General features: G+C 72.1%; 18 protein-coding genes and 2 pseudogenes. 10 read left to right on the top strand and 10 right to left on the bottom strand.

Translation table 11 applies throughout. The features are described from left to right. Positions 1-128 precede the first annotated feature (128 nt). A complete protein-coding gene (locus IG78_RS0101175; protein WP_030559021.1) occupies positions 129-1,706 on the bottom strand; it encodes an amidohydrolase in 1,578 nt (525 codons plus the stop codon). A gap of 108 nt (positions 1,707-1,814) precedes the next feature. On the opposite strand from IG78_RS0101175, the gene IG78_RS0101170 reads away from it, so the two are divergent. After that, positions 1,815-2,444 (top strand): hypothetical protein, encoded by a 630-nt coding sequence (locus IG78_RS0101170; protein WP_051852263.1) that lies wholly within the window; start codon positions 1,815-1,817, stop codon positions 2,442-2,444. Between the two features lie 245 nt (positions 2,445-2,689). Then, the gene (locus tag IG78_RS0101165) at positions 2,690-4,072 is read left to right on the top strand and encodes a lysine N(6)-hydroxylase/L-ornithine N(5)-oxygenase family protein (protein ID WP_030559018.1); all 1,383 of its coding nucleotides are present in this window, start codon (positions 2,690-2,692) and stop codon (positions 4,070-4,072) included. A 117-nt stretch (positions 4,073-4,189) separates the two neighbouring features. Here IG78_RS0101165 and IG78_RS0101160 read toward each other — a convergent pair whose 3' ends face one another. Next, complete coding sequence (locus IG78_RS0101160; RefSeq protein ID WP_051852262.1) at positions 4,190-4,957, bottom strand: leucine-rich repeat domain-containing protein; 768 nt, start codon at positions 4,955-4,957, stop codon at positions 4,190-4,192. On the opposite strand from IG78_RS0101160, the pseudogene IG78_RS41515 reads away from it, so the two are divergent. The 3 genes and pseudogenes from IG78_RS41515 to IG78_RS0101145 all read left to right on the top strand — a co-directional run. Then, positions 4,935-5,369: pseudogene (locus tag IG78_RS41515) on the top strand (ABATE domain-containing protein); the annotation flags it as partial. The gene IG78_RS0101160 and the pseudogene IG78_RS41515 overlap by 23 nt on opposite strands. Positions 5,370-5,858: 489 nt before the next feature. Beyond that, a pseudogene (locus tag IG78_RS47505) lies at positions 5,859-6,053 on the top strand (CGNR zinc finger domain-containing protein); the annotation flags it as partial. A 189-nt stretch (positions 6,054-6,242) separates the two neighbouring features. Beyond that, a complete protein-coding gene (locus IG78_RS0101145) occupies positions 6,243-6,743 on the top strand; it encodes a hypothetical protein (RefSeq protein WP_030559016.1) in 501 nt (166 codons plus the stop codon). Between the two features lie 33 nt (positions 6,744-6,776). On the opposite strand, the gene IG78_RS0101140 is transcribed toward IG78_RS0101145, so the two are convergent. The 4 genes from IG78_RS0101140 to IG78_RS0101125 form a co-directional block, all read right to left on the bottom strand. Then, entirely contained in the window at positions 6,777-7,751 is a 975-nt protein-coding gene (locus IG78_RS0101140) for a hypothetical protein (protein ID WP_051852261.1), read from the bottom strand. Between the two features lie 81 nt (positions 7,752-7,832). Beyond that, positions 7,833-8,261: a peptidase inhibitor family I36 protein gene (locus IG78_RS41505; RefSeq protein ID WP_078964680.1), complete on the bottom strand. Its 429-nt coding sequence runs from the start codon at positions 8,259-8,261 to the stop codon at positions 7,833-7,835. A gap of 236 nt (positions 8,262-8,497) precedes the next feature. Continuing rightward, complete coding sequence (locus IG78_RS0101130) at positions 8,498-10,498, bottom strand: N-acetylmuramoyl-L-alanine amidase (RefSeq protein ID WP_030559011.1); 2,001 nt, start codon at positions 10,496-10,498, stop codon at positions 8,498-8,500. A 215-nt stretch (positions 10,499-10,713) separates the two neighbouring features. Beyond that, a complete protein-coding gene (locus tag IG78_RS0101125; protein ID WP_030559010.1) occupies positions 10,714-11,106 on the bottom strand; it encodes a VOC family protein in 393 nt (130 codons plus the stop codon). 143 nt (positions 11,107-11,249) lie between these two features. On the opposite strand from IG78_RS0101125, the gene IG78_RS0101120 reads away from it, so the two are divergent. Then, the gene (locus IG78_RS0101120; RefSeq protein WP_030559008.1) at positions 11,250-11,648 is read left to right on the top strand and encodes a VOC family protein; all 399 of its coding nucleotides are present in this window, start codon (positions 11,250-11,252) and stop codon (positions 11,646-11,648) included. Between the two features lie 299 nt (positions 11,649-11,947). Here the strand turns inward: IG78_RS0101120 and IG78_RS0101115 are convergent, their stop codons facing one another. Continuing rightward, positions 11,948-12,778, bottom strand: a complete 831-nt coding sequence (locus IG78_RS0101115; protein ID WP_037684681.1) for an alpha/beta fold hydrolase — start codon at positions 12,776-12,778, stop codon at positions 11,948-11,950. Between the two features lie 234 nt (positions 12,779-13,012). Here IG78_RS0101115 and IG78_RS0101110 point away from each other — a divergent pair, with 234 nt between their 5' ends. From IG78_RS0101110 to IG78_RS0101100, 3 genes are all read left to right on the top strand, one after another. Beyond that, on the top strand, positions 13,013-14,017 hold the full coding sequence (locus IG78_RS0101110; RefSeq protein WP_030559005.1) for a toxin glutamine deamidase domain-containing protein: 1,005 nt from the start codon (positions 13,013-13,015) through the stop codon (positions 14,015-14,017). A gap of 217 nt (positions 14,018-14,234) precedes the next feature. Further along, on the top strand, positions 14,235-15,494 hold the full coding sequence (thrS, locus tag IG78_RS0101105; protein WP_030559003.1) for a threonine--tRNA ligase: 1,260 nt from the start codon (positions 14,235-14,237) through the stop codon (positions 15,492-15,494). Positions 15,495-15,644: 150 nt separating this feature from the next. Continuing rightward, a complete protein-coding gene (locus IG78_RS0101100; protein WP_030559002.1) occupies positions 15,645-16,631 on the top strand; it encodes a phosphotransferase in 987 nt (328 codons plus the stop codon). A gap of 93 nt (positions 16,632-16,724) precedes the next feature. Here the strand turns inward: IG78_RS0101100 and IG78_RS0101095 are convergent, their stop codons facing one another. Then, a complete protein-coding gene (locus IG78_RS0101095) occupies positions 16,725-17,897 on the bottom strand; it encodes an aminoglycoside phosphotransferase family protein (protein ID WP_030559000.1) in 1,173 nt (390 codons plus the stop codon). A gap of 234 nt (positions 17,898-18,131) precedes the next feature. Between IG78_RS0101095 and IG78_RS0101090 the strand changes: the two genes are divergently transcribed. After that, positions 18,132-19,628, top strand: a complete 1,497-nt coding sequence (locus tag IG78_RS0101090; protein WP_030558999.1) for a DNA-binding protein NsdB — start codon at positions 18,132-18,134, stop codon at positions 19,626-19,628. An 18-nt stretch (positions 19,629-19,646) separates the two neighbouring features. Here IG78_RS0101090 and IG78_RS0101085 read toward each other — a convergent pair whose 3' ends face one another. Then, complete coding sequence (locus tag IG78_RS0101085) at positions 19,647-21,059, bottom strand: PP2C family protein-serine/threonine phosphatase (protein ID WP_030558998.1); 1,413 nt, start codon at positions 21,057-21,059, stop codon at positions 19,647-19,649. Positions 21,060-21,382: 323 nt separating this feature from the next. Then, a complete protein-coding gene (locus tag IG78_RS0101080) occupies positions 21,383-22,027 on the bottom strand; it encodes a response regulator transcription factor (protein WP_030558996.1) in 645 nt (214 codons plus the stop codon). Positions 22,028-22,035: the final 8 nt, after the last annotated feature.

Below are 22,035 nucleotides of genomic sequence, written 5' to 3'. Positions count from 1 at the left end.
TCGACACCGCCTAGGGGTTCGATACCGCCAGGGGGTCGACCTCGACCGGGGGCCGGTCCCTTGGGGGGCCGGTCCGCGGGGCGGGCCGGTTCGCGGCACGGGGCCGCAGGGCAGGGCCGTGGCGGGCGTCAGGGCGCGTCGGGACCGAGGTCGTCGTCGCCTTCGACGAAGGTGCGGACCACCTCGATGTCCCCGATCCGCGCGGGGTCGACCCGCCGAGGGTCGTCGCCGATGACGACGAGGTCGGCGCGCTTGCCGGGGGTGATACTGCCCGCGCTGTCCTCCCAGTGGCAGGCGTACGCCGCGTCCACGGTGTACGCGCGCAGTGCGGCGTCCACGCAGATCCCCTCGTCGGGGCCGATCCGCGCACCCGACGCGGAAGCCCGCTCCACCATGAACTGGATCGCCCGCAGCGGCGCCCCGTCGGCCACAGGACGGTCCGAACTGCCCACCAGGCGCACCCCGTGGTCGAGGAACCCGCGCCCCCGGTACAGCCACGGCGCCCGCTCCGCTCCCATGATCGCGGCGTAGTCGTCCCCGAAGTGCCGCAGGAAGTTCGGCTGGACGACGGCGGTGACGCCGAGATCGGCGAACCGGCGCAGTTGATCGGGGCGGACGAGGCCCGCGTGCTCCACGCGGTGCCGGGCACCGGGGCGCGGGTGTGCGCGCTGCGCGGCCTCGATGCCGTCCAGGGCGACGTCGACGGCGAGGTCGCCGATGGCGTGCACGGCCAACTGCCAGCCCGCGCGGTGCCCGGTGACGATGGTGTCCTTGAGCACGCCGGCGTCCATCTGGAGCCGCCCGTTCGAGTCGCTGCCGACGTACGGCTCGGTGAGCGCGGCCGTGCGGGCCATCATGCCGCCGTCGGTGAAGATCTTCAGCGCCCCCAGGGAGAGCCGCCCGTCCCCGAAGCCCGTGCGCAGGCCGAGCCCGAAGGCCCGCGTCGTGGTGTCATCGGGCGCGGCTTCGACCGGGCGCAGTGCGTCGGCGGCCACCATGAGCTGCACGCGTACCGGCAGTCTGCCCGACTCATGGGCGAGTTGATAGGCCGCCGCCTCGATCGGGCTGTGGGCGAACAGTTCGCTGCCGACGCCCGCTTCCGCGACCGCCGTCACCCCCTCGGACCTGCACACGCGCGCCGAGTGCGCGATGGCGTCGACGAGTTCACCCAGGGCGTGCGGCGGCCGCAGCCGCAGCACCTCGCCCATGTCCTCCTCCGCGAGGAACCCGTCCGAGCCCGCGAGCCGCGCCGGCAGGAGTTCGAGGACGGCGGTGTTCACGAGGCACGCGTGTCCGGAGACGTGTCCCAGGTGGACCTTGCGGCCGTCGCTGACCGCGTCGAGGTCCGTGGCGGTCAGGGGCCGGTCGAGGTCGCGCTGGTCGTAGCCCGCCAGGGTCACCCAGGCGTCCCGTGGCCGGGTCGCCACGGCGTCGGCCACCATGTGGAGAATGTCGTCGACGCGCCTGCTGGGCGCGACGCTCGGCACCTGTGCCTTCAGGCCCGCCCAGACCATGTGTACGTGGCCGTCGATGAAGCCGGGCAGCACGGTCGCGCCGTCCAGGTCCAGGACCCGGCGCGCCGGGAGCCCCGCGATGTCGGAGTCGAGGCCCACGATCCGGCCCTGCCAGATGCCGAGTTCACGGGCGGTGGGACGGCCCGGATCCATCGTGACGATATGAGCGTTGGTGATCCTGGTGCAGAGCACGAACAGATCCCTTCGAAGGGGCGGGCGTTACGGCTGGTCCTCGTCCTGAACGACCTTGTGTTCTATTGTTAGGTGAGGCTAGCCTAAGTTTGTTGGGGTGGTGGGTGGGTGGACGAGGAACGGGTGGAGCTGCGGGCGGCCGCGGTGAACCGCCTCGAGGCCTGGGCCGATGGTGTGGTCGCGGACCTCGACGCGCAAGAAGACGTCGATCGCTCCTTGTTGCGCGCGCTGTACGTGGATCCGAGCCTGCGCGAGGAGACCGCCGTGCGCCGCGCCGACGCACTGCGCGCGGCCGCCCTGGGGCTGGGTCCCGCGGGCTGCGCCGCGGCGGCGGGGGTGTCGGAGCGCATCCTGCTCAACTGGCAGACCCAGGAACCGTCGTTCGCGGCGGCGCTTGCGGCCGCGGCCCGGCTCGCGGCGCGCGAGGGCGAGCGGGCCCGCCTGGTGGCGGCCCCGGTCGGCCCCGGCGCCGCGGCGCTGCGGGTGGTCCTGCGGGCCGTGCGCGACGGTACCCCGCAGCCGTCGGCCGCCCTGCTCGGCGGCTGGTCGGAGCGGTCCTTCCTGCGGCTGCGCAGGCGCAGTCCGGAGGTCGCGGCCCTGCTTGCCGCCGCCCGCAGGGCCAGGGTGCGGGCCAGGAGGGCGGAGCGGCGCGGGGGTTCGGGGGGCGGGCGCGGGTACCGCCTCGTGCGGGTGGACGAGGGCCCGCTGGTCCACGCCCGGCCGCCGGGCGAGTCATGAGCGCGGGGGAGGTGATGGGCGCCCGGACCGGCGACGGGAAGCCGGTGCGGGCGGGCGGCGACAGGGAGTCGTGTACATTCGGCTGCCGTGCCGGGAAGATCGAATAGTTCCGGGGCGGTCGTCGGCGCGCAGCGTGCGATGACCTCGGGTCCGGCGGTCGATCACGACGGCCCGCACATCAATCCCCCTTCAGACATTGCAAGGTAAGGCTAACCTTATCTAACATGTGCCTGCTTAGGGAGGCGATGACGCGGGTGAACACTCTGCACAGCGGGCCGGATTCGACGTACGGCGGCACCGAGCCGACACACGGGGGACGCGAAGTGACGTACGACGTCTTGGGCATAGGCTTCGGGCCCTCGAACCTCGCGCTCGCGATCGCGGTCGAGGAGCACAACGCCCAGGCCGCCGATGACGAGCGGATACACGCGGGATTCCTGGAGAAGCAGCCCCGGTTCGGCTGGCACCGGGGCATGCTCATCGACGACGCGACGATGCAGGTGTCCTTCCTGAAGGACCTCGTCACCATGCGTGACCCCAAGAGCGGCTACAGCTTCCTGTGCTACCTCCAGGAGCGGGGCCGCCTGGTGGACTTCCTCAACCAGAAGACGCTCTTCCCGCTGCGCATCGAGTTCCACGACTACCTGGAGTGGGCCGCCGCCCGCGTCGCGGGACTCGTCGAGTACTCCTGCGAGGTCGTCGCCGTGAAGCCGGTCACCGAGGACGGCGAGGTCGTCGCCTTCGACGTCGTCAGCCGCGACCCGGGGAACCCGGACGCGACCGTCGTACGCCGGGCCCGCAGCCTCTGTGTGGCCACCGGCATGGAGCCGCACCTGCCGCCCGGCGCCGCGCGCTCCGAACGCGTCTTCCACAACAGCGAGTTGATCCCGCGCGTCGGCGCACTCCTCGAACGGGGTACCCCGGTGCGCCGCGCCGTCGTCCTCGGCGCGGGACAGAGCGCCGCCGAGAGCGTGGACTACCTCCACCGGCACTTCCCCGAGGCCGAGATCTGCTCGGTCTTCGCGAAGTACGGCTACACGCCCGCGGACGACAGCCCCTTCGCCAACCGGATCTTCGACCCGGAGGCCGTGGACATCTTCTACAACGCGCCGCCGGAGGTGAAGCGGTCCCTGGTCGATTACCACCGCGGCACCAACTACTCGGTGGTCGACATGGACCTCATCGAGTCGCTTTCGCGGACCATGTACCAGGAGAAGGTCCAGGGGCGCCAGCGTATGCGGATGCTGAACGTCTCCCGCATCCGCGAGATCGACGCGCAGGACGACGGCCTGCGGATCGGCATCGAGTTCCTGCCCACCGCCGAACGCGACGTCCTGGACGCCGACCTCCTGGTGTGCGCTACGGGTTACCAGCCGCGCGGCATCGACGAGCGCCTCGGCGAGCTCGGCAAGCTGTGCCGCCGTGACGAGGAGGACGCCCTCGTCGTGGGCCGTGACCACCGCGTCGCCACGCACGCGAACGTCTCCGCCGCCATCTATCTGCAGGGCGGCACGGAGCACACCCACGGCCTGACCTCGACCCTGCTGTCCAACACGGCCGTGCGGGCGGGCGAGATCCGCGCCTCGCTGATCGAGCGCCGCCGCGAGGGCAGCGCCCTGAACGGCTAGGGCCCGTCCGGCAGGGCCCGCAGTCCAGTACGAGGACCTGCGCCCGGCACGCCGAGAGCACGCGCCTGACGCCGCGGGGCCGCCCTCCGGGCGACGGAGGGAGTTTGACGACAGGCCCTAGCGCAGCACCACGCATCCCCGCGCGCGCAGTGCCGCCAAGGTGTCCTCGCCGTCGCGGACGTCGTTCCAGCGCAGATCCAGCTTCTCCAGGGACGGCAACGCGGTCAGCCAGGGCGGCACCGTGCGCAGCCGGTTGGCCCGCAGGTCGAGGCGGCGAAGCAGCGGCAGCCCGCGCACGGCCTCGGGGACGGTCTCGAACGCGTTCTCGCGCAGCTCGAGTTCGCGGAGTTCCCCGAGGTGGCGCAGCGTGTCGGGGAGCGCGGTGAGCCGGTTGCCGCGCAGCCACAGCTCGCGAAGACCGCGCAGTCCGCCGAGCGTCGCGGGCAGGTCGGTGAGGCGGTTGTGCTGGGCGCGCAGCTCGACGAGGGACGCCATCCGGCCGAGCCCGGCGGGAAGGGCGTCGAGCAGGTTCTCGCCGACATTGAGGTAGGCGAGCCGGTCGAGGCCGCCCAGCTCCTCGGGCAGGGCGGCCAGCCGGTTGTCGTGCAGATACAGGAAGTCGGTCAGCGCGGGCAGGTCCCCGAGCTCCGGTGGGACCGCGGCGAGGCGGTTGTGGCCGAGGTCGAGCGTGCGCAGGTCCGTGAGCGCGGCGACCCGGGCGGGCAGGTGCGTCAGCGCGTTGTCGGCGAGCAGCAGGACCTTGAGGCCCGGGTGGTTCCAGACCTGTTCCGGTACGGCGTCGAGCCCCGCCCGCCAGTAGTCGAGTACGGACCCGTCGGTCACCGTGCGTCTCCCCCTGCTAATGGTTGCCGCGGAACCTATCATTAGCGTCATGCCCGCAACGTCCGAGCGCTCCGAGCGCTCCGGTCAGTCCGCACCGTCCGAGCCCGAGCCGCCCGGGCCGACCGGCCCTTTTGGCACCGCCCTGACCCTCGCGCTCGCAGGGACCGTCCGCCACGACGGCCGCGGCGGCGTCGCGGACGACCTCGGAACGCCGGACGGGCTCACCACCTGGGTGCGCGCCCACGCGGACGTGCTCCCCGGTGCCCTCACGGCCCGGCGGTACCGCGCCGACAGGAGCGCACTGGAGGCAGTACGAGGGGTGCGCGCCGCGGTCCGTGCGCTCTTCGCGCGTGCGGTGCGTCCGGCAGCGCCGAGCCCGGCGGACGCACGGCGGCTGCTGCCCGTCGGCGAGGCCGTCGCCAGGCTCAACGAAGCCGCCGCCCGGGTGCCCACGGTGCCCGTCCTGAGCTGGCCGGACACCGCGGGGCCCACGATCAGGGACGAGCCGGCTCCGGGTGCCACGGGCACGGGGCGCGGCCGTGGCAGCACGGGCACGGACGCGGGTCCTGGCAGTGACGGCACCGCCACGGTCACGGACGCGGGTCCCGGCAGTGACGGCACCGCCACGGTCACGGACGTGGGTCCCGGCAGTGGCAGCACAGGCACGGACGCGGGTCTCGGCAGTGACGGCGCGACCCGGGCCACGGGTCCCGGCAGCGGCAGCACAGCCACGGCCACGGGCGCGGGTCCCGGCATTGGCGGGACGGCCACGGGTGCGGGCGCGGGTCCCGGCATTGGCGGGACGGCCACGGGCGCGGGCGCGGGTCCCGGCAGTGACGGCGCCGCCACGGTCACGGCCACGGGATTCAGCGGTGGCGGCGCCACCACGGCGGCGGCTCCGTCGCGGCCGCACACCCGCGGGCAGCACACCCCCGAGGACCTCCTGGCAGCGGCCCTCGCCCGCGCAGCGCTCGCGTTCCTCACCGGACCCGACCGGCAGCGACTGCGCGCCTGCCACGCGCCTCGCTGCGTGCGGTACTTCCTGAAGGACCACCCCCGCCAGGAGTGGTGCAAGCCCTCCTGCGGCAACCGTGCCCGCGTGGCCCGCCACCACGAGCGCGGCAGGCCCGCCCCCTGATCCCGAGGGCGGGCCGCTGAATCCCGGGGGGCGGGTCAGGCCCCCGCGCGCGCCCGCCCGTACCGCTTCCCACCGGCCCGTACCCGCCCGTACCGGCCCTCTCCGTACCCTTTCCGCCGCCGCCCCCCGGCCGTCTCCCGCCGCCGCCCCCGCGCCGGGTTCACCCCTTCGGACACGTACCATGGCGGCATGTCCTTCCTCCGCCGCCGCAGCTCCGCCACACCCGCGGGCCCGGACTTCGACGTCCTGGCCATGGATCCGGGTGACTGGCCCGGCAATCTGGGTGCCGGCCTGCTGCCTGCGCCCGACGGAAGCTGCCAGGGCATCTTCCTGCGCTACGACCTGTTCGGCGGCCGCGGCCCCGCGATGATCATCGGCAATCTGCCGGAGGGTTCCCCGGCCAGGGAGCTCACCGAGGGCGAGGCGCCCTTCGAGGTCGTCCAGCTCCTGCTCGCGCTGGAGAACGACGAGGAGGTCACCGTCGTCTCCAGCGAGGACGTGCCGGTGATGCAGGGCGACAACCTCCTGATCGTGCGCCGTCTGCGGCTCTCCGAAAGCCGTATCTCCTGTGTGCAGTTCGACCGCAGCGACAACGTCCTGGTGACGATCGCCGCCTGGGACCGCCCCATCACCGACGACCTGTACGCCCTCCTGAAGCCGCTGCCCGCCGAGCTGTTCCAGCAGGGCTGAGCCGCGGCGGCGAGTACGGCCTGCCCGGCGGGGTCACCGGCCGCCGTCGAGCACGGCGGCCGCGAGCCGCTGCCGCTCGGAGATGTCCCGCTGGATCCTGGCGAGTTGCCCGGCGTGCTTGCCGATGTCCCGCTTCTGATAGGCGACATCGACGGCGTACCAGATGCCGACCACGTTGTGCCGCTTCTTGCAGCGCGCGTCGGCGGTGGCGACGGCACGCTCCCGAGCGGTGGCCTCAGTGGTGCGCCAGGCCGGATCGGCCGCTGCTTCGACCGGCGTGTCGTAGGGGTATCCCGCTACTTCCATGCACCGGGACCACCGGGCGAAGGCGGCCGTGACGCGTGGGTCGCGCCGGGCCAGGCCGAGGCTGCGCTGGTTGATGCGATCGGCCTGCGGCGCGTCACCACCGGCTTCGGGTCCGTCCGCCTTGAGCTTCCGGTTCGCCGCGCCGAGGCAGCCACCGGCCGGGACGGTGCGGCCGTTGACGGTCTGCCCGCCCGCCGCTGCCTCTGAGCCCGGCTTGACGGTGCGGTCGTCCGTACCGGTGAGGGCCTGCGCCATGGTGCGGGGAATCGCCGTCCCCGGCCGCGGACCGGACGGCCGCGGGCCGCGGTCACTGCCCGCGGGAGCGTAACCGTGGACGCGCGCGGCCGAGGCGTCCGTGACCCAGTAGCGGTACTGCGTACGAGTCTTCGGCCGGAACCCGGTGTCGTTCCGCGGCATCCGGTAGGCGAACCCGAACTCCTTCATGCAGCGTTCGACGAGGGTGGCGCGGGCCCGCTCAAGGCGGTCGAGCTGGTCGTCCCTGAGCAAGTAGCGGTCTATCGGCAGCGGCTCGTCGACGGCCGTGGCCAGGGTGGGGAACGACGCGACCTGCGGATGGGACGCGGCCGCGTCACGTGGGGCGCGCGGTGTGCCGGAAGAACAGCCGGCCACGGCGAGAAGCAGCGCGGCCGCCCCCAGGCGCAGCGCGAGCCCGCGCGGGTCGATGGACAGTGATCGGGGCACCGGGGCCTCCTCGCGGGCGGGTACGGAGCGGGGACTGCCCCGCCCGGCGTGCGGGACGGGGCAGTCGGGAACCGTGTGGCCTCAGAGGAACTTGCCGGAGGCGTTGTCATTGCGAAGAGCGCCGAGGTTGCCCTCACCGCCCGCCGCGATGGTGGTGTAAGTACCCTGGTAGTTGGGGAACTTGTAGACCCGGAACCGCTGGCCGAAGTTCCAGTTGTCCACGGAGGCGGCGTTGTTGCGCACGGTCTGCCCGGCGCCGTTGCCGCCGCGCGGCCGGGTGCTGGCGACGAAGCGGTTGTTGCCGTGGTTCGCGTCGTTCTTGCTCTTGTAGACGGCGCCTTCGCGGTTCGGGTGGTAGTGGATGCAGGCGTAGCCGGTGGAGCAGCTCACGGCTGCGGGGCCCTGTGCCGTGGCGGGCGCGCCCGTGGACGCTCCCGCCGTTCCCGGCAGCACGGCGACACACGCGCCGCCGAGGGCGAGAGCGGCGATCAATGTCCTGGTCCTGGCCATGGTTTCCCCCAGTGTGGAGTCGTAGCGGTCAGGACGAGCTTGGTTCCCGCGTCCGCCGTGGCGACTTCCTGCCGCGCTGCGGGGGCTCGTCCGGTGTGCTGCGAGAAGCCTGCCGCAGGCGGGGTGCCGGGGGACAACTGTGTGCGTCTGAGCGCACAGTCCCAGGTCAGAGGGTTACCGCTGTACGGGGGTCGCGGGCTCCGCGGGCCGCCGTCCGGCCCGCGGAGCCCGCACGCTCACGATCCGGACGGCACCACCCGTACGTCGGCGGCGCGCACGAACGCCACCCGGTGGCCGAACTGGATCTCGTAGTACACGTCCTTGCCGCGCACGACGCGGTGCGGGGCGAGGTCGAACGTCGGCGAGTAGAAGTACTCGCCCGGGAGCTTGTCGCCGACGGCGTACTTCTGGCCCGCGAGGAGCTTGTAGGGCAGCGGCGAGATCGCCTGGACCGGGACACCGGCCGGATAGGCCTCCTTCTCCGGGTAGGCGCGGCCGTACACCGGTACGTCGGCGGCGCCGTCCTTGGGCGTCACGACGAGTCCGCGGGCGTCGACGGCCGTGGGCTGCTTCTTCGGGTTCTTGAACCAGGCCTTCTGCCCGAGGTACCAGACGGCCGTCCAGTCGCCCTTGCGCTCGGCGACGGCGTACTGCTGGCCCGTAGAGAGGCGCGAGCCCATGTCGTTCACGTCGATCGTCGAGGGCTCACCGCCGGGCCGCAGCCCGATGTCCTTGATCAGCGGGGCGTCCTCGCGGGGCTCGGTGTACACGCGTACCGCGCTCGAACCGTGCGGTGTGCAGGTCTCGCCCGGCTTGGCGCAGCCCGTGAACACCGGCTTGTTCGCGCTGAACTTCGGGGCGACCGTCACCAGGCCGCCCGCGGGGCCCGACGTGCGGTGGAAGGGCTTGCCGAGCAGCGTGAAGTAGTGCTGCCAGTCCCAGTACGGGCCGGGGTCGGTGTGCATGCCCCGGATGGTGGCCGCGGTGGTGCCGGGAACGGTGTCGTGGCCGAGGATGTGCTGGCGGTCGAGGGGGATGTCGTAGCGCTTGGCGAGGTACTTGACCAGGCGGGCCGACGAGCGGTACATCGCCTCCGTGTACCAGGTGTCGGGCGCCGTCAGGAAGCCCTCGTGCTCCAGGCCGATCGACTTGGCGTTGACGTACCAGTTGCCGGCGTGCCAGGCGACGTCCTTCGTCCTCACGTGCTGGGCGACGTGGCCGTCGGAGGAGCGCAGCGTGTAGTGCCACGACACGTACGTCGGGTCCTGGACGAGCTTGAGCACGCCCTCCCAGGAGCCCTCCGTGTCGTGCACGACGATGTACTTGATGCCCTGGCTCTTCGGGCGGTCGGCCTTGTCGTGGTTGCCGTAGTCCTTGTCGCCGAACTCCTCGTACGGTGCGGGGATCCACTCGCACGCAAGCGTCTGCGGGCAGTCCGTCCCGGCCGCCGGGGCCCTGCGCAGGCCCAGGTGGCGCAACTGCGCCGGGTCAGGGGCGAGTCCGGGCCTCGCGGCGAGGGTGAGGTGCTGACCGGCGTCGGTCGTGCGGCGCTGGCCGTCGCGGATCACGGCGAACACCTCGTTGGCGTACGAGGCCGCACTCGCCCGGTCGTCGGCGCCGGAGAAGCGTGCGATCGCCCCGTACCAGTCGGCCGGGTCGTCGCTGAGGGGCTTGCCCAGGTGCTTCTGGGTGGCGGCGAGCAGGGCCGCCCCGCCGCGGACGTTGGCGGCGGAGTCCTCCCGGAGCCGGTGGGCGGGCTGGCCGCTGAGCTGCGCGGCGCGCTTCAGTGTCTTCAGCCGGGCCGGGAGCTGCGCCTCCGTGGGTGCCTTCTCCTTCGGTAGCAGCGGGGGCCGCGAGCTGTCCCCGCGCGGGTCCTCCTTGCCGTGGCTGTGGTGCGGCACGGTGGCGAGTGCGGTACGGGCGTCGGTCAGGTGCATCGGGCCGTAGCCGCCGGTGACGCTCGGGGCGCCGCCGTGCGCGTCCCAGCGCGACTGCAGATAGGAGACGCCGAGCAGCACGCTCTGCGGCACTCCGTACTCGGCGGCGGCCGCGGCGAAGGCGCGCTGCAGCCCGCCGGACGTGGCGTTCGCGGTGGTGGCCCCGGGCGCGGCCGCCGATGACGCCGACGGGGCCGCTCCGAGCAGCGGCACAAGCAGCGCCGCGGACGCGAGCACCCCCGCCGTCCTGACGGAGCGTCTGCGTGTGGACGGGGCGGTGGCGGTGACGGATCCTCGCAAGACAGCCTCCTGGGACTTCTGGGCCGATGAAGCGTGACGGGGCGTGCGGGGCCGGGCGTGCGTCAGTGGTACCGGCTGGCCGACGATCCGTCAATCATGCCCAGAAGAAGAGATTTCCCATGTCAGCGCGGGTCTGGCGTGTTTTCGCCACGGACGGCGCCATCGCCTGCGGCGCGTCAGTGGCGTGGACCAATGGACGACGCCGGCGGCCGACGTCAGTGCTCACGTACCGGTTCGAGGAACTCGAGCCGGTTGCCCAGCTTGTCGAAGGCGTAGAAGCGGTCGTACCCAGGGAAGGCGTCGTCCCACGTGACGTCGACCCCATGCTCCTCAAGCCGTGCGGCGAGCGCCCGCAGCGAGGTCACGAGGATGCCCGGATGTGCTTTCCCGCTGGGGCGGAAGTCCTTCTCGACCCCGAGATGGACCTCAAGGCCGCCACCTCGGAACCAGCAGCCGCCACGCGCCGCGAGCACCGGCGGCTTCTCGAGCTCCGTCATGCCGAGTATGTCCCCCCAGAACTCCCGGCAGAGCTCTTCGGCACCCGGAGGGATCGCTAGCTGTACGTGGTGCAGCCCGCCGAACTCGTAATGGAGTGTTCCCTGAAGCACGGTCGCTCCCCTCTCTGAATATCTTGACATCAAGATATTCAGAGAGGGGAGGACCCGGCAAGGGTGATCAGTCGATCAGTCGACTGGGGGGCGGGGTGACCGGAACGAACGAGGGCGCCGATGAGCCGCCTAGACTCGGCCGCATGGTGCGACTCGGGATTCCCGTCATCGGCGTCACGGACATGGACCGGGCGGTGGCCTTCTGGACCTCGGCTCTGGAGCTGGTGGCCGCGGAGGAGTGGCGCAGCGAGACGTGGTGCACATTGCATCACGCCGACGGCTCGGGTCGGGCGCTCGGGCTCATGCGCAGTGATTCGCCGCCCGAGCCGCGGCCCCGGGTCCACCTGGACCTCTTCGTGGACACGACGCAGGAACAGCAGGCGGAGGTCGAGCGTCTCATCGAGCTCGGCGCGCAGGCCGTCGACTGGGACCTCTACCCGCCCGACCCCGACTTCGTCGTCCTCGCCGACCCGGACGGCAACATTTTCTGTGTCGTCGATCTGAGCCGCGCCCCGAGCGGCAGCGGCCGACCGGCGTCCTGACGCTCCGCGTGAGCGACCCCGCTCCTCGAACCGATGCGGCGCGAGGAGAGGGGAAGCGGGCTCACTGTCGAACCCGTCACGAACCGTAGTGGGCGGCGAAGCGGCTCACCAACATCCGTGTGCGACTGTGACTGTTTGGATACCGCGCGAGCGGATCGGCCGCCGCACGGAGCGGGGACGGCCGACGGTGACGCGAGGAACACGAGCGTCGACCCCGTTCGGCACGACCACGGCGCTCGCCGAGCGCAACATCGAGAAGAATCGTCGCCGCTGATCTGTGAGGACGGGCTGACGTCCCGTCAAGAACGTGGCCCAGCACCCCAGTTGCCCGCGCTCCGGAAGTCCCGGATGACCCGGGCGATCTCCGGGGCGTGTGTGAAGGGCAGCCGGTGGTCGGCGTCGAGCCAGGTCGTGGCGGTCTCCGGCCGGGCACGGACCAGGCGCTCGATGCCGGACCGCCAGAGCTGGTTGTACCGCGCCGTGCGCTCCTCGCCGTCGGATCCCGCCATGGAGGTCGACATGATCATGCTGACGGGGCAGTGGATCTTCTCGTACCGGGCGAGGGTGTGTTCGGTCCTGATCACATCGAGTTCGAGGTTCAGGTCGAGGATGTCCTGTGCGCCGAGCAGCACCCGGTGCGCGGCGCCCTTGCCGCCCTCGTGCAGCTCCGCCTCTTGTTGCCGCGCCACCTGCTCCTCCCACATCGCGCGGAACTCCGGCAGGTCGGCCTCGGTGATGAACGGTTCGGGCACCGGATTCGCCCCGTCGACGAGCACGACCCCGGCGACGGCGTCGGGATGCTCGGAGGCATGGTGCACGACCAGGTCCGCACCCAGCGAGTAGCCCACGAGCACGGGCGCCGCGGACAGGCCGAGGCGGCCCGGATCCGCGAGGACGGCGGCGAGGTCGCCGCGGAACGCGTCGAAGGAGTACCGGTCCGCGGCGGACGCGAGTCCGTGGCCCCGGAGGTCGAAGGTCACCACCTCGTGGTCGCGGCGCAGGAGTTCGATCAGCTCGTGCAGATCGGCCCGGGTGGAGCAGAGCCCCGGGCACAGGACCAGGGGACGACCCCGGCCGCCGCGCGTCACCGGGATCGTGACGCCGTCGTGGTGGACCGTGAAGTGCCGCATCACCCTTCTCCTCTCTCCTTCGTCCGTGGATCATCGACGAGGCTATCGTCGTCCGGGCCCGGGCCTTCTCCGGGGCGCCCGCCGTCCTGCTCGAAGGGGCGCCCTCCGTGCCGCCCCGGGCAGACGTGAGCGTCGGCAACACTGCCCTTACGGCCCTCCCCGCCGCCGCGCGTTCCCTGTTACACCTGGCTACGGGGGGGGCAGGGCGAGGGCGAGCAGAAAGGGAGTGCCGACGTGCACACAAGTGAGCGGGACGACCGGGCCAAGCCCCCTGCCCGCCTGCCGGCAACTCGGTCGACCCAGGAGCCCCGGACCGCCGCACCAGGCACGAACGAGGCGGCCGCGGCAGCCCGCGGCGGCCAGCTCGGCCCCGCCGACATGAGGGCCATCCAGGGGTCCGCCGGAAACACCGCCGCCAACCTCGCCCTGGTCGCACAGCGCCAGGCCCGCGGTGCGCACCGGGGACACAGGGCGCCCGTGCAGCGGGCCGGCGGCGGGCCCTCCAACGTGCTGTCCAACGACACGCGGGAGTTCGGCCCCGGCGGGCTGAAGCCGCCCCGGCAGGAGGACCAGGAGCACCTGGAGAGAGTCTTCCCCAAGACCAGGGACGGGGGCTTCCAGCAGTTTCCCGACCCGACCGCGACGGGCTACGCCCTGGTGGGCCAGCTCACGCAGCGACTCAACAAGATCGACCCCAAGGGCGCGATGGCCAGCTCGGGAAGGGCCGCGGACTGGGTGAAATCGATCAACCCGCAGCGGGACGAGGCAGGGGGCGCGTACCGCCGCAACTGCGGTGACGCGGCCCGCAGCTTCCTGGCCTCCTGGTCCGGCAACCCCACCGTGGCCGCCGGGGTGCACAACACGGGGCCCAGGGACGTCGAACAGGGCGGTAACGACCGGACGGCCAATATGCTGCGGACCCAGTGGCGGACCTCGATCAGAGAGGCGGCCGAGGGCGAGCGGGTCGAGAGCGTCTGGCCGGTCGTGGCGAGCCGTCTGAAGAACGCGGGGCACGGCGCGTCGAGTGTCGTGGTCTTCCAGCGCGAGGAGACGGGGCTCGTGCACGCCGTCTGCGGCGTCAACCACAACGGCAAGGTCGTGTGGATCGATCCGCAACTGGGACGGGTCAGCGCCGCGCCCATGTACAAGGGCACGCAGTACATGTCGATCACGCTCGACCCCCAGTTCGCACCGGTCGACGCGCCCGCCGCCCACCCCACGGCGCTCTCGCTGGACTGAGCGGACCGAGCCGCTCGACGAGTCGGTTGAGACGCGCCCCGGGGTGGGAAAGGGTCTGCGGTCATGGAGTACTTCTGTCACCACCGTTGCGCCTTCGACGAGCCCCGCACGCGTACGCCGAAACGGAGGTGCACGCCTGGGAGTCCGGGGGGGCGGCGGGGAGGACTCACCTTCGTGTGCCCCGGACACCCGCTCCGTCACCAGTGAGGAGACCGCGATGTCCACCGCGTACGACCACCGCAGGCTCGGCCGTGAGCTCGACCTGTTCGACACCGACCCGCTGATCGGCGCGGGACTGCCGTACTGGCTGCCCGACGGGGCGACCGTACGGCACGCCCTGGAGGAGTACATCCGGGCCGCCGAGCGAAGCGGGGGATACCGGCACGTGTACTCACCGGTACTCGGCAAGCGTGAGCTGTACGAGATCTCCGGGCACTGGTCGCACTACAGCGACGACATGTTCCCGCCGATGGACGTGGGCGGTGAGCAGGTGGTGCTGCGGCCGAGCCTGTGCCCGCACCACGCGCTCATCTACCGCTCCCGCTCCCACAGTTACCGGGAGCTGCCCCTGCGGATGGCGGAGCTGGGCGGCATGTACCGCTCGGAACTGTCGGGCGTCCTCGGCGGACTGACCCGGGTACGGGCCATCCAGCTCAACGACGCGCACATCTTCTGCACCCTCGACCAGGTCGCGCAGGAGGCGTACGGCGCGCTGGAGATGATCCGCCGCGCGTACCGGGCCCTTGGCATCTCCCCCTCCCGTTACCGGCTCTCCCTTCCCGGCGCGGGCGGCAAGTACGTCGCCGCGCCCGAGCTGTGGCGCCGGGCCACCGCCCTCCTGGCCGACGTCCTCGACCGCTCCGGGCTGCCGTACGAAGCGGTCGAGGGTGAGGCCGCCTTCTATGGGCCGAAGATCGACGTCCAGGTCACCGACAGCGCGGGCCGCGAGTCCACCCTGTCCACCGTCCAGGTCGACTTCCACCAGCCCGAGCAGTTCGACCTGCACTACATCGGCGCGGACGGCGCCAAGCACCGCCCGGTCATGGTCCACCGCAGCGTCATCGGCAGCGTGGAGCGTGCCGTCGCCCACCTCGTCGAACAGCACGGCGGTGCCTTCCCGCCCTGGCTCGCCCCCACCCAACTGGTACTCCTGCCGATCTCCTCCGACCAGGTGGCGAACGCCGAAGCACTCGCCGGGAAATGCGCCGACCTCGGTCTGCGCGCCGAGGTCGCAGGGCCTGAGCGGGGCAGCCTGGGCGCCCGGATCCGGGAGCACCGGCTCGTCCCCTACCAGGCCGTGATCGGAGCCAAGGAGGCCGCCGTCGACGACATCGCCCTGCGCCTGCGCGACGGGCGCCGCCTGGAGCCGCGATCGGCGGTGGACGTCCTCTCCCGTATCCGCGGACTCGTCGACCACCACAGCGTCGACTTGTGGGAGAGCGCCGCGCGTTCACAGACCGCCGAGGAACTCTCTTGAACAGAGGTGGCGCCCTTCCGCAAATCAAGGGCTGGGTCAAGCCGCTGAACCGGAGCCGCTCTTCCGGGGGTCCCCGGCGACGGTGGCCCCCGCGGGCCCGAACGGCGCCCCAACCTCCGTGCCGTGCACGGCAGTTGTTAGCGTGGGACGGTGCGGAAACGCCCCGAAGACTTCGATGAAGCCCGCCTCTGGGACGCCGCCGGAGAGTTCGGCGTATCCCCTTCGCGTGTCTCCTATGCCCCGGTCGGCTTCGGGGACCACCACTGGCAGCTCACCGACGAGGACGGCAGGCCGTGGTTCGCCACGGTGTCCGACCTCGACCACAAGGAGCACTGCGGACAAGGGGCCACGGCCGCGCTCGACGGTCTGCGGCGGGCCATGGACACCGCGCGAACCCTGCGCGAGCACGACGGACTGCGGTTCGTCGTCGCGCCCGTGTCCACGAAGGACGGCAGCTCACTCGTCGCCCTGGACGCACGGTACGCCCTCGCGCTCTTCCCTCACATACCCGGTCGCCCCGGCCGGTTCGGGCAGCGCCTCACGGACGCCGAGCGCGACCAGGTCCTGGGACTCCTGGCCAAGCTGCACGGCCGGACACCGCCGGAGAGCACCCCTGCGACGGCCCTTGAGCCCCCCGGGCTCGGCCGCATCCGTGCGGCCCTCGACGACCTCGGCGGCACCTGGTCGGGCGGCCCGTGCGCCGAGCCCGCTCGGCAACTCCTTGCCGAGCACGCAGCGACGGTACGCACCCGCTGCGCCGAGTTCGACGCGCTGACCGAGGAGGTACGGGGCCGTGGGGCACCCCTCGTCGTCACACACGGCGAACCGCACCCGGGCAACCTCATCCTGGGCGAGGACGGATACCGCCTCGTCGACTGGGACACGGTGGGCCTCGCCCTGCCCGAGCGCGACCTCTCCCTGCTCTCCGCGGAGCCCGCGGAACTGGCGCGCTACACCGAACTCACCGGCCGGACGCCGGACGCGGCGGCCCTCGCGCTGTACCGACTGCGGTGGAGCCTGCTGGACATCGCCGAGTTCCTGGAGTGGTTCCGCGATGAGCACGACCGTTCCGAGGACACCGGGACGGCGTGGCAGGGGTTCACCGAGACGCTCGACCGGCTCACGCTGCCCGTGTGACCTGACAGAGGGCGCCGCCCCCCCCGCGCACGGAAGGAAGGACCCGCGGCGCGTCCCTGTCCTTGCGCGTCGCGGGTCCTCGTCGTGGCTCCGTCAGCGAGTGCCGACCGCTGCCCGTACGGCCCGGCGGGCCATCTGACAGTCGTCGTGCAGCCGCCGCAGCAGCAGCCGTTGTTCCTCGCCGGACGGTGCGGCACCGGCAAGGGCGGCACCACCCGGTGCCGGTTCGTGCAGCGAACGCTGTACGGCCATCTCGCACAGCCTGATCTCATGCGTGAGCACCAGCATCAGGTTGACCAGGAAGGCGTCGCGCGCCGCGGGGCCCGGCGCCTGGGCGAGCTGGCTGATGTCGCGGCGCGCCAGGGGAGCGTCGCCGAGCACGGACCACAGTGTCGCCAGGTCGTAGCCCGGCAGGTACCAGCCCGCGTGCTCCCAGTCGACGAGAACAGGACCCGCCGGTGACAGGAGCACATTCGACAGCAACGCGTCACCGTGCGAGAACTGCCAGGTCAACTGCGGACCCGACGGGTGGGCGTGCGCCATGCCGTGCAGCAGCTTCTGCAGATCACCCATGTCCCTGTCCGTGAGCAGCCCCAGCTCGTGGAAACGGGCGATCCGCCGGCCGTAGTCCAGCGGCCTGCCGAACATCTCCTGCGGCGGACGCCATGCGTTGAGCCGCCGCACGGCATCCACCGCCGCCCGGATGTCCGCCCGGGGCGGGGCCTCCACGGGGTGCCGCTGCAGCGCGGCCACCCGGCCGGGAACCCGCTCGATCACCAGCGTGCAGTCGTCCGGGTCGGTCGCGATGAGACGCGGCGCGCGCACGGGCGGACGGTGCCTGACGAACGAGCGGTATGCAGCTATTTCGTGCCTGATCCGCTCGGCCCACAGGGGCGAGTGGTCGAGCAGGCACTTGGCCACGGCGGTGGCGCGGCCCGCCGTGCCGACCATGAGGACGGTGCGCCCGCTGCGCCGCAGCACCTGCACCGGCTGGAACTCCGGACAGATGCGGTGTACGGAGGCGATCGCGGTGCGCAACTGGGCGCCCTGTGGCCCTGACAAGTCGAGTCTCCCGCTGAGCGGCCCGGACGCCGGTACCAGGCGCGTCCGGCCGGCACCGAGCGGAGCGGCCGCGGGACGCGCCGGAGCCAGATAGGGGCCGCCTCCGGAAAGGGGAGCCTCCGCGGCGCGGGCGGAGCCGCGGGCCGGAGGGTGCGGTCGCAGCGGCCGGGGCGGGGCGGACACGGAGGACGATGCTGCGTACATGGGCGATACAGGTCCCTTCGTGTGCCGGCGAGTTGCGGCGCCCTCCCGCCCCGGTCGCTCTGGGTGCACCCTGGGGAATGCCTTGCGGCGACCGGGTCGGGGTGGCGCATTCCTACCTGACACCCGTCAGCCCCTGGCACACCATGTGGCGCACCCTGGCGAACCCTGGCGAATAGTCGCTCAGCAACTGACAGCGGGCTACTGTCAACTCAGCCGAGAACCTGGGGGCTTGACGTGAACGGACAACCCAACACCCGCCTGTCGGATCTCTTCGGCCTGGCGGGCTGGTCCAAGGGTGAACTCGCCAGACTGGTGAATCGGCAGGCGGCCGCGATGGGTCATCCGCAGCTCGCCACCGACACCTCGCGGGTGCGGCGCTGGATCGACGTGGGAGAGATCCCGCGCGATCCGGTGCCCAGGGTCCTTGCTGTTCTGTTCACCGAGCGTCTCGGCCGTGTCGTGACCATCGAGGACCTCGGTCTGGTCCGGCACGGGCGCGTAGGCAAACAGCGCGGCGACGGGAGCGTGGAGCACCCGGACGGCGTGCCGTGGGCGCCCGAGCGAACCGCCGCGGTCCTCACCGAATTCACGGGAATGGACCTCATGCTCAACCGACGCGGCTTGGTGGGCGCGGGTGTCGCGCTCACCGCCGGTTCCGCACTCACCGGCGCCATGCACGACTGGCTGCACACCGATCCGACCCTGAACGCCGACGCCCCCCGCGTCCACGACCCCCTGCACGCCGACCCCGCCGGATTCGACCGCTACGAGGCCGCCCCGATCGGGTCCCAGGAGATCGAGGAGCTGGAGCGCTCGGTCGAGGTCTTCCGCGCCTGGGACGCGTCCCGCGGCGGCGGCCTGCAGCGCAAGGCCGTCGTGGGCCAGTTGAACGAGGTGGGGGGCATGCTCTCCTACCGTCACCCCGACCATCTGCACCGGCGCCTGTGGGGCGTCGCCGCCAACCTCGCGGTACTCGCCGGCTGGATGTCCCACGACGTCGGCCTCGAACCCACCGCGCAGAAGTACTTCGTCATCGCCGCGCACGCGGCCCGCGAGGGCGGCGACCGGCCCCGCGCCGGGGAGGCCCTGTCCCGGGCCGCGCGCCAGATGGTGCACCTCGGCAAGCCGGACGACGCCCTGGACCTGATGAAGCTGGCCAAGTCCGGCGGCGGCGAAGAGGCGCTGCCGCGCACGCAGGCCATGCTGTACACCATCGAGGCCTGGGCACAGGCGTCGATGGGTCGCGGCCAGGCCATGCGCCGCACGCTCGGCATCGCCGAGGACCTCTTCGTGTCGGACAAGGGCGACGTGCCGCCGCCGAGCTGGATGCAGATGTTCGACGAGGCGGACCTGCACGGCATGCAGGCCCTGGCCTACCGCACCCTCGCCGAGCACGAGGCGCCCGCGGCCCGGCAGGCCCAGCGGCACGCCAAGGAGGCCATCGCACTGCGCGCCAAGGGCCGCGACCGTTCGACGATCTTCGACTACATCTCCCTGGCGTCGGCCTGCTTCATCGCCGACGAGCCGGAGCAGGCGGACCGGTACGCGCGCCTCGCACTGGTGTCCATGGGCTCCAACTCATCACACCGCACCTGGGACCGGCTGCGTGAGATGTACCGGCTGACCACCCAGTACGCGGGCTATCAGAAGATCGAGGACCTGCGCGAGGAGATCAAGCACGCCCTGCCGAGGACGGGCCGGCCGGGGGGAGGCAAGTGGGCCCAGGCATAGCCCGGGTGGATACGAGGCTCAGGCGTCGACCCTGGCCACCAGGAGGCACGCGTCGTCCTCGCGCAGGGCCACGCCGAATTCCTCCATGGCGACGCGCACACACTCCTGTGCCGTCCGCGCCTCGGTGAAGTGCGGCGCCAGGGCGAGCAGTCGTCTGGTCGCGGCCTCTCGGGAACGCCGCGGCACCAGGCCATCGGTGTAAAGGAACAGCAGGTCGCCGGGGTGCAACTGCTCCTCGGCCTGCCCGTAGTCGGCACCGGACGTCGCGCCGAGGAGCACGCCGTCGGGTGGTGTGAGCGCGCGCCCCGTTCCGCCGCGGAACAGCAGCGGGGCGGGGTGTCCCGCCTGTGCCCAGGTGAGGGTGTGGTCGTCGGCGTCGTACAGGCAGCACACGGCGCTGCCGAGCGCGGGCTGGGCGGAGGCGTCGAGCAATTGGTTCAGACAGCCCATGAGCCGACCGGGGCTCGTTCCGGTGACGGCCATGCCGCGCAGGGCGCCGAGCAGCATCGCCATGCCCGAGGTGACGGTGACGCCGTGGCCTGTGAGGTCACCGACGCTCAGGAGCGTACGACCGTCGGTCAGTTCGAGGGCGTCGTACCAGTCGCCGCCGATCAGCGCGGGGGAGGAGGAAGGGAGGTAGTGGGCGGCCAGGTCAAGGCTTCCGGAGCCGCCGCGCGGGAACCGCAGGGAGCCGCGCCACGGCGGCAGCACGGCCTCCTGCAGTTCGACCGCGAGCCGGTGCTCGGTCTGCGCGATGTGCCGCTGGCGCTGCAGCGAGTCACGGGTCTCGCGCACCGTTCGCTGGCTTCGGCGCAGTTCGCTGACGTCCCGCAGTACCGCCCACATGGAGGCGGTGGAGCCATCGGCGGCGAGCACGGGTTCGCCCATCATGTGCACCTGGCGTACGCCGCCGTCGCCGCGGACGATGCGGAACTCGCCGTCGATCGGCTTGCCGTCGACCAGGCAGTCCGTGACCATCGCCGTCAGCATCGGCTGGTCGTCGGCGTGCACCAGGGAGGGGAGTTCGTCGAGGGAGAGCGGCGGCGCCGACGGGTCCCTGCCGAGGATCCGGTAGAGCTCGCAGGACCAGTTGGCCTCGTCGTTGAGGAGATTCCACTCGGCGCTGCCGACCCTGCTGAGCAGGGAGCCGCGCGGCGGCTCCGGGAGCGCGGGCGGGTCGGCCTGCGGGACGGGGTGCGGCGGTCCTTCCCGGAGCTGGGCCAGGTGTCCGTGCAGATCGTTGAGCTGGTGGACGGCCAGGTCGCACAGTGCCCGCTGCCAGCGGCCCGCGGGGTCGCCGTGGTCGGCCGCGGTCTCACGGCGCACGGCGTCGACCTCGCCGCGCAACCGGCGCGTCTGCGAGATCAGCGCGTCGACCGCGCCGTGCTCGTGCGGCCGGTCGGGGCGGTCCGCGAACACATGGGACGGCATGGGGTGCTCCGTTGACGATCCGGTGCGACCGGGCTGGCTGTGGGGAACGCCGGTCATGGCTTCTCGACCGGTAGCGGTGGGGCACGCGCCGACCTGCGTACTTCACCTACGAGACTGCCGTGGGTGACATGCGGGCCGGGCGCGGTACTGACTTCAGTAACAACTCTTCGACCGGTAACGACTCTGGCACAGCACGTCCATGCCCGTAAGGGATTTGGCAACACCCGATGCGGTGGTGCTTCTGGCATATGCCACAGTCCTTGCGGGGCGCAACGACCCGGCGGCCGCTGCGCTCCTCGACCGGCGCGGGAGCGGTGTACGTATCAGGAGCGCAGGTAGCGGATGACCGCGAGGACCCGTCGGTTCGCGTCCTGCGACACGGGCAGGCCCAGTTTGTCGAAGACCGCGGCCACATGCTTCTCGACCGTGCCCGCGGAGACCACGAGCGTCTGTGCGATCGCGGCGTTCGAACGGCCCTCCGCCATCAGGGAGAGGACCTGCCGCTCGCGGGCGGTCAGCGGCGCGAGCCCGGCCGTACGGCTGCTCGCCCCGGCGAGCTGGGTGACGACCTCGGGGTCGAGGGCGGTGCCGCCGCCGGCGACCCGGGCCAGGGCGTCGGTGAACTCCGCGACGTTCGCGACCCGGTCCTTGAGCAGGTAGCCCACGCCCGCCGAGCCCTCCGCGAGCAGCCGCGTGGCGTACTTCGTCTCGACGTACTGGGAGAACAGGAGCACTCCCGTGCCGGGGTGCTCACGGCGGATGTCGATGGCGGCGCGCAGGCCCTCGTCGGTGTGTGTCGGGGGCATGCGGATGTCGACGACCGTGACGTCGGGGCGGTGCTCGGCGACCGCGGCACGCAGCGCGTCCCCGTCGCCCACACAGGCGCACACCTCGTGGCCACGCTCCATCAGCATCTGGCCCAGCAACTCCCGCAGGACGGCGGCGTCCTCGGCGATCACGACACGCATGGCGGCAT

The organism is Streptomyces aureocirculatus, from assembly GCF_000720475.1.
Taxonomy (GTDB): Bacteria; Actinomycetota; Actinomycetes; order Streptomycetales; family Streptomycetaceae; genus Streptomyces; species Streptomyces aureocirculatus.
The sequence above is the reverse complement of the archived record's forward strand: the minus strand, read 5'-3'. Positions and strand labels throughout refer to the sequence as shown.

What these genes read in the sequence shown, in the direction of transcription:
- IG78_RS0101165 (WP_030559018.1), top strand. Translation starts at nt 2,690, where the DNA reads ATGACGCGGGTGAACACTCTGCACAGCGGGCCGGATTCGACGTACGGC.
- IG78_RS0101160 (WP_051852262.1), bottom strand. Translation starts at nt 4,957, where the DNA reads ATGATAGGTTCCGCGGCAACCATTAGCAGGGGGAGACGCACGGTGACC.
- IG78_RS0101145 (WP_030559016.1), top strand. Translation starts at nt 6,243, where the DNA reads ATGTCCTTCCTCCGCCGCCGCAGCTCCGCCACACCCGCGGGCCCGGAC.
- IG78_RS41505 (WP_078964680.1), bottom strand. Translation starts at nt 8,261, where the DNA reads ATGGCCAGGACCAGGACATTGATCGCCGCTCTCGCCCTCGGCGGCGCG.
- IG78_RS0101120 (WP_030559008.1), top strand. Translation starts at nt 11,250, where the DNA reads ATGGTGCGACTCGGGATTCCCGTCATCGGCGTCACGGACATGGACCGG.
- IG78_RS0101115 (WP_037684681.1), bottom strand. Translation starts at nt 12,778, where the DNA reads ATGCGGCACTTCACGGTCCACCACGACGGCGTCACGATCCCGGTGACG.
- thrS (WP_030559003.1), top strand. Translation starts at nt 14,235, where the DNA reads ATGTCCACCGCGTACGACCACCGCAGGCTCGGCCGTGAGCTCGACCTG.
- IG78_RS0101095 (WP_030559000.1), bottom strand. Translation starts at nt 17,897, where the DNA reads ATGTACGCAGCATCGTCCTCCGTGTCCGCCCCGCCCCGGCCGCTGCGA.
- IG78_RS0101085 (WP_030558998.1), bottom strand. Translation starts at nt 21,059, where the DNA reads ATGCCGTCCCATGTGTTCGCGGACCGCCCCGACCGGCCGCACGAGCAC.
- IG78_RS0101080 (WP_030558996.1), bottom strand. Translation starts at nt 22,027, where the DNA reads ATGCGTGTCGTGATCGCCGAGGACGCCGCCGTCCTGCGGGAGTTGCTG.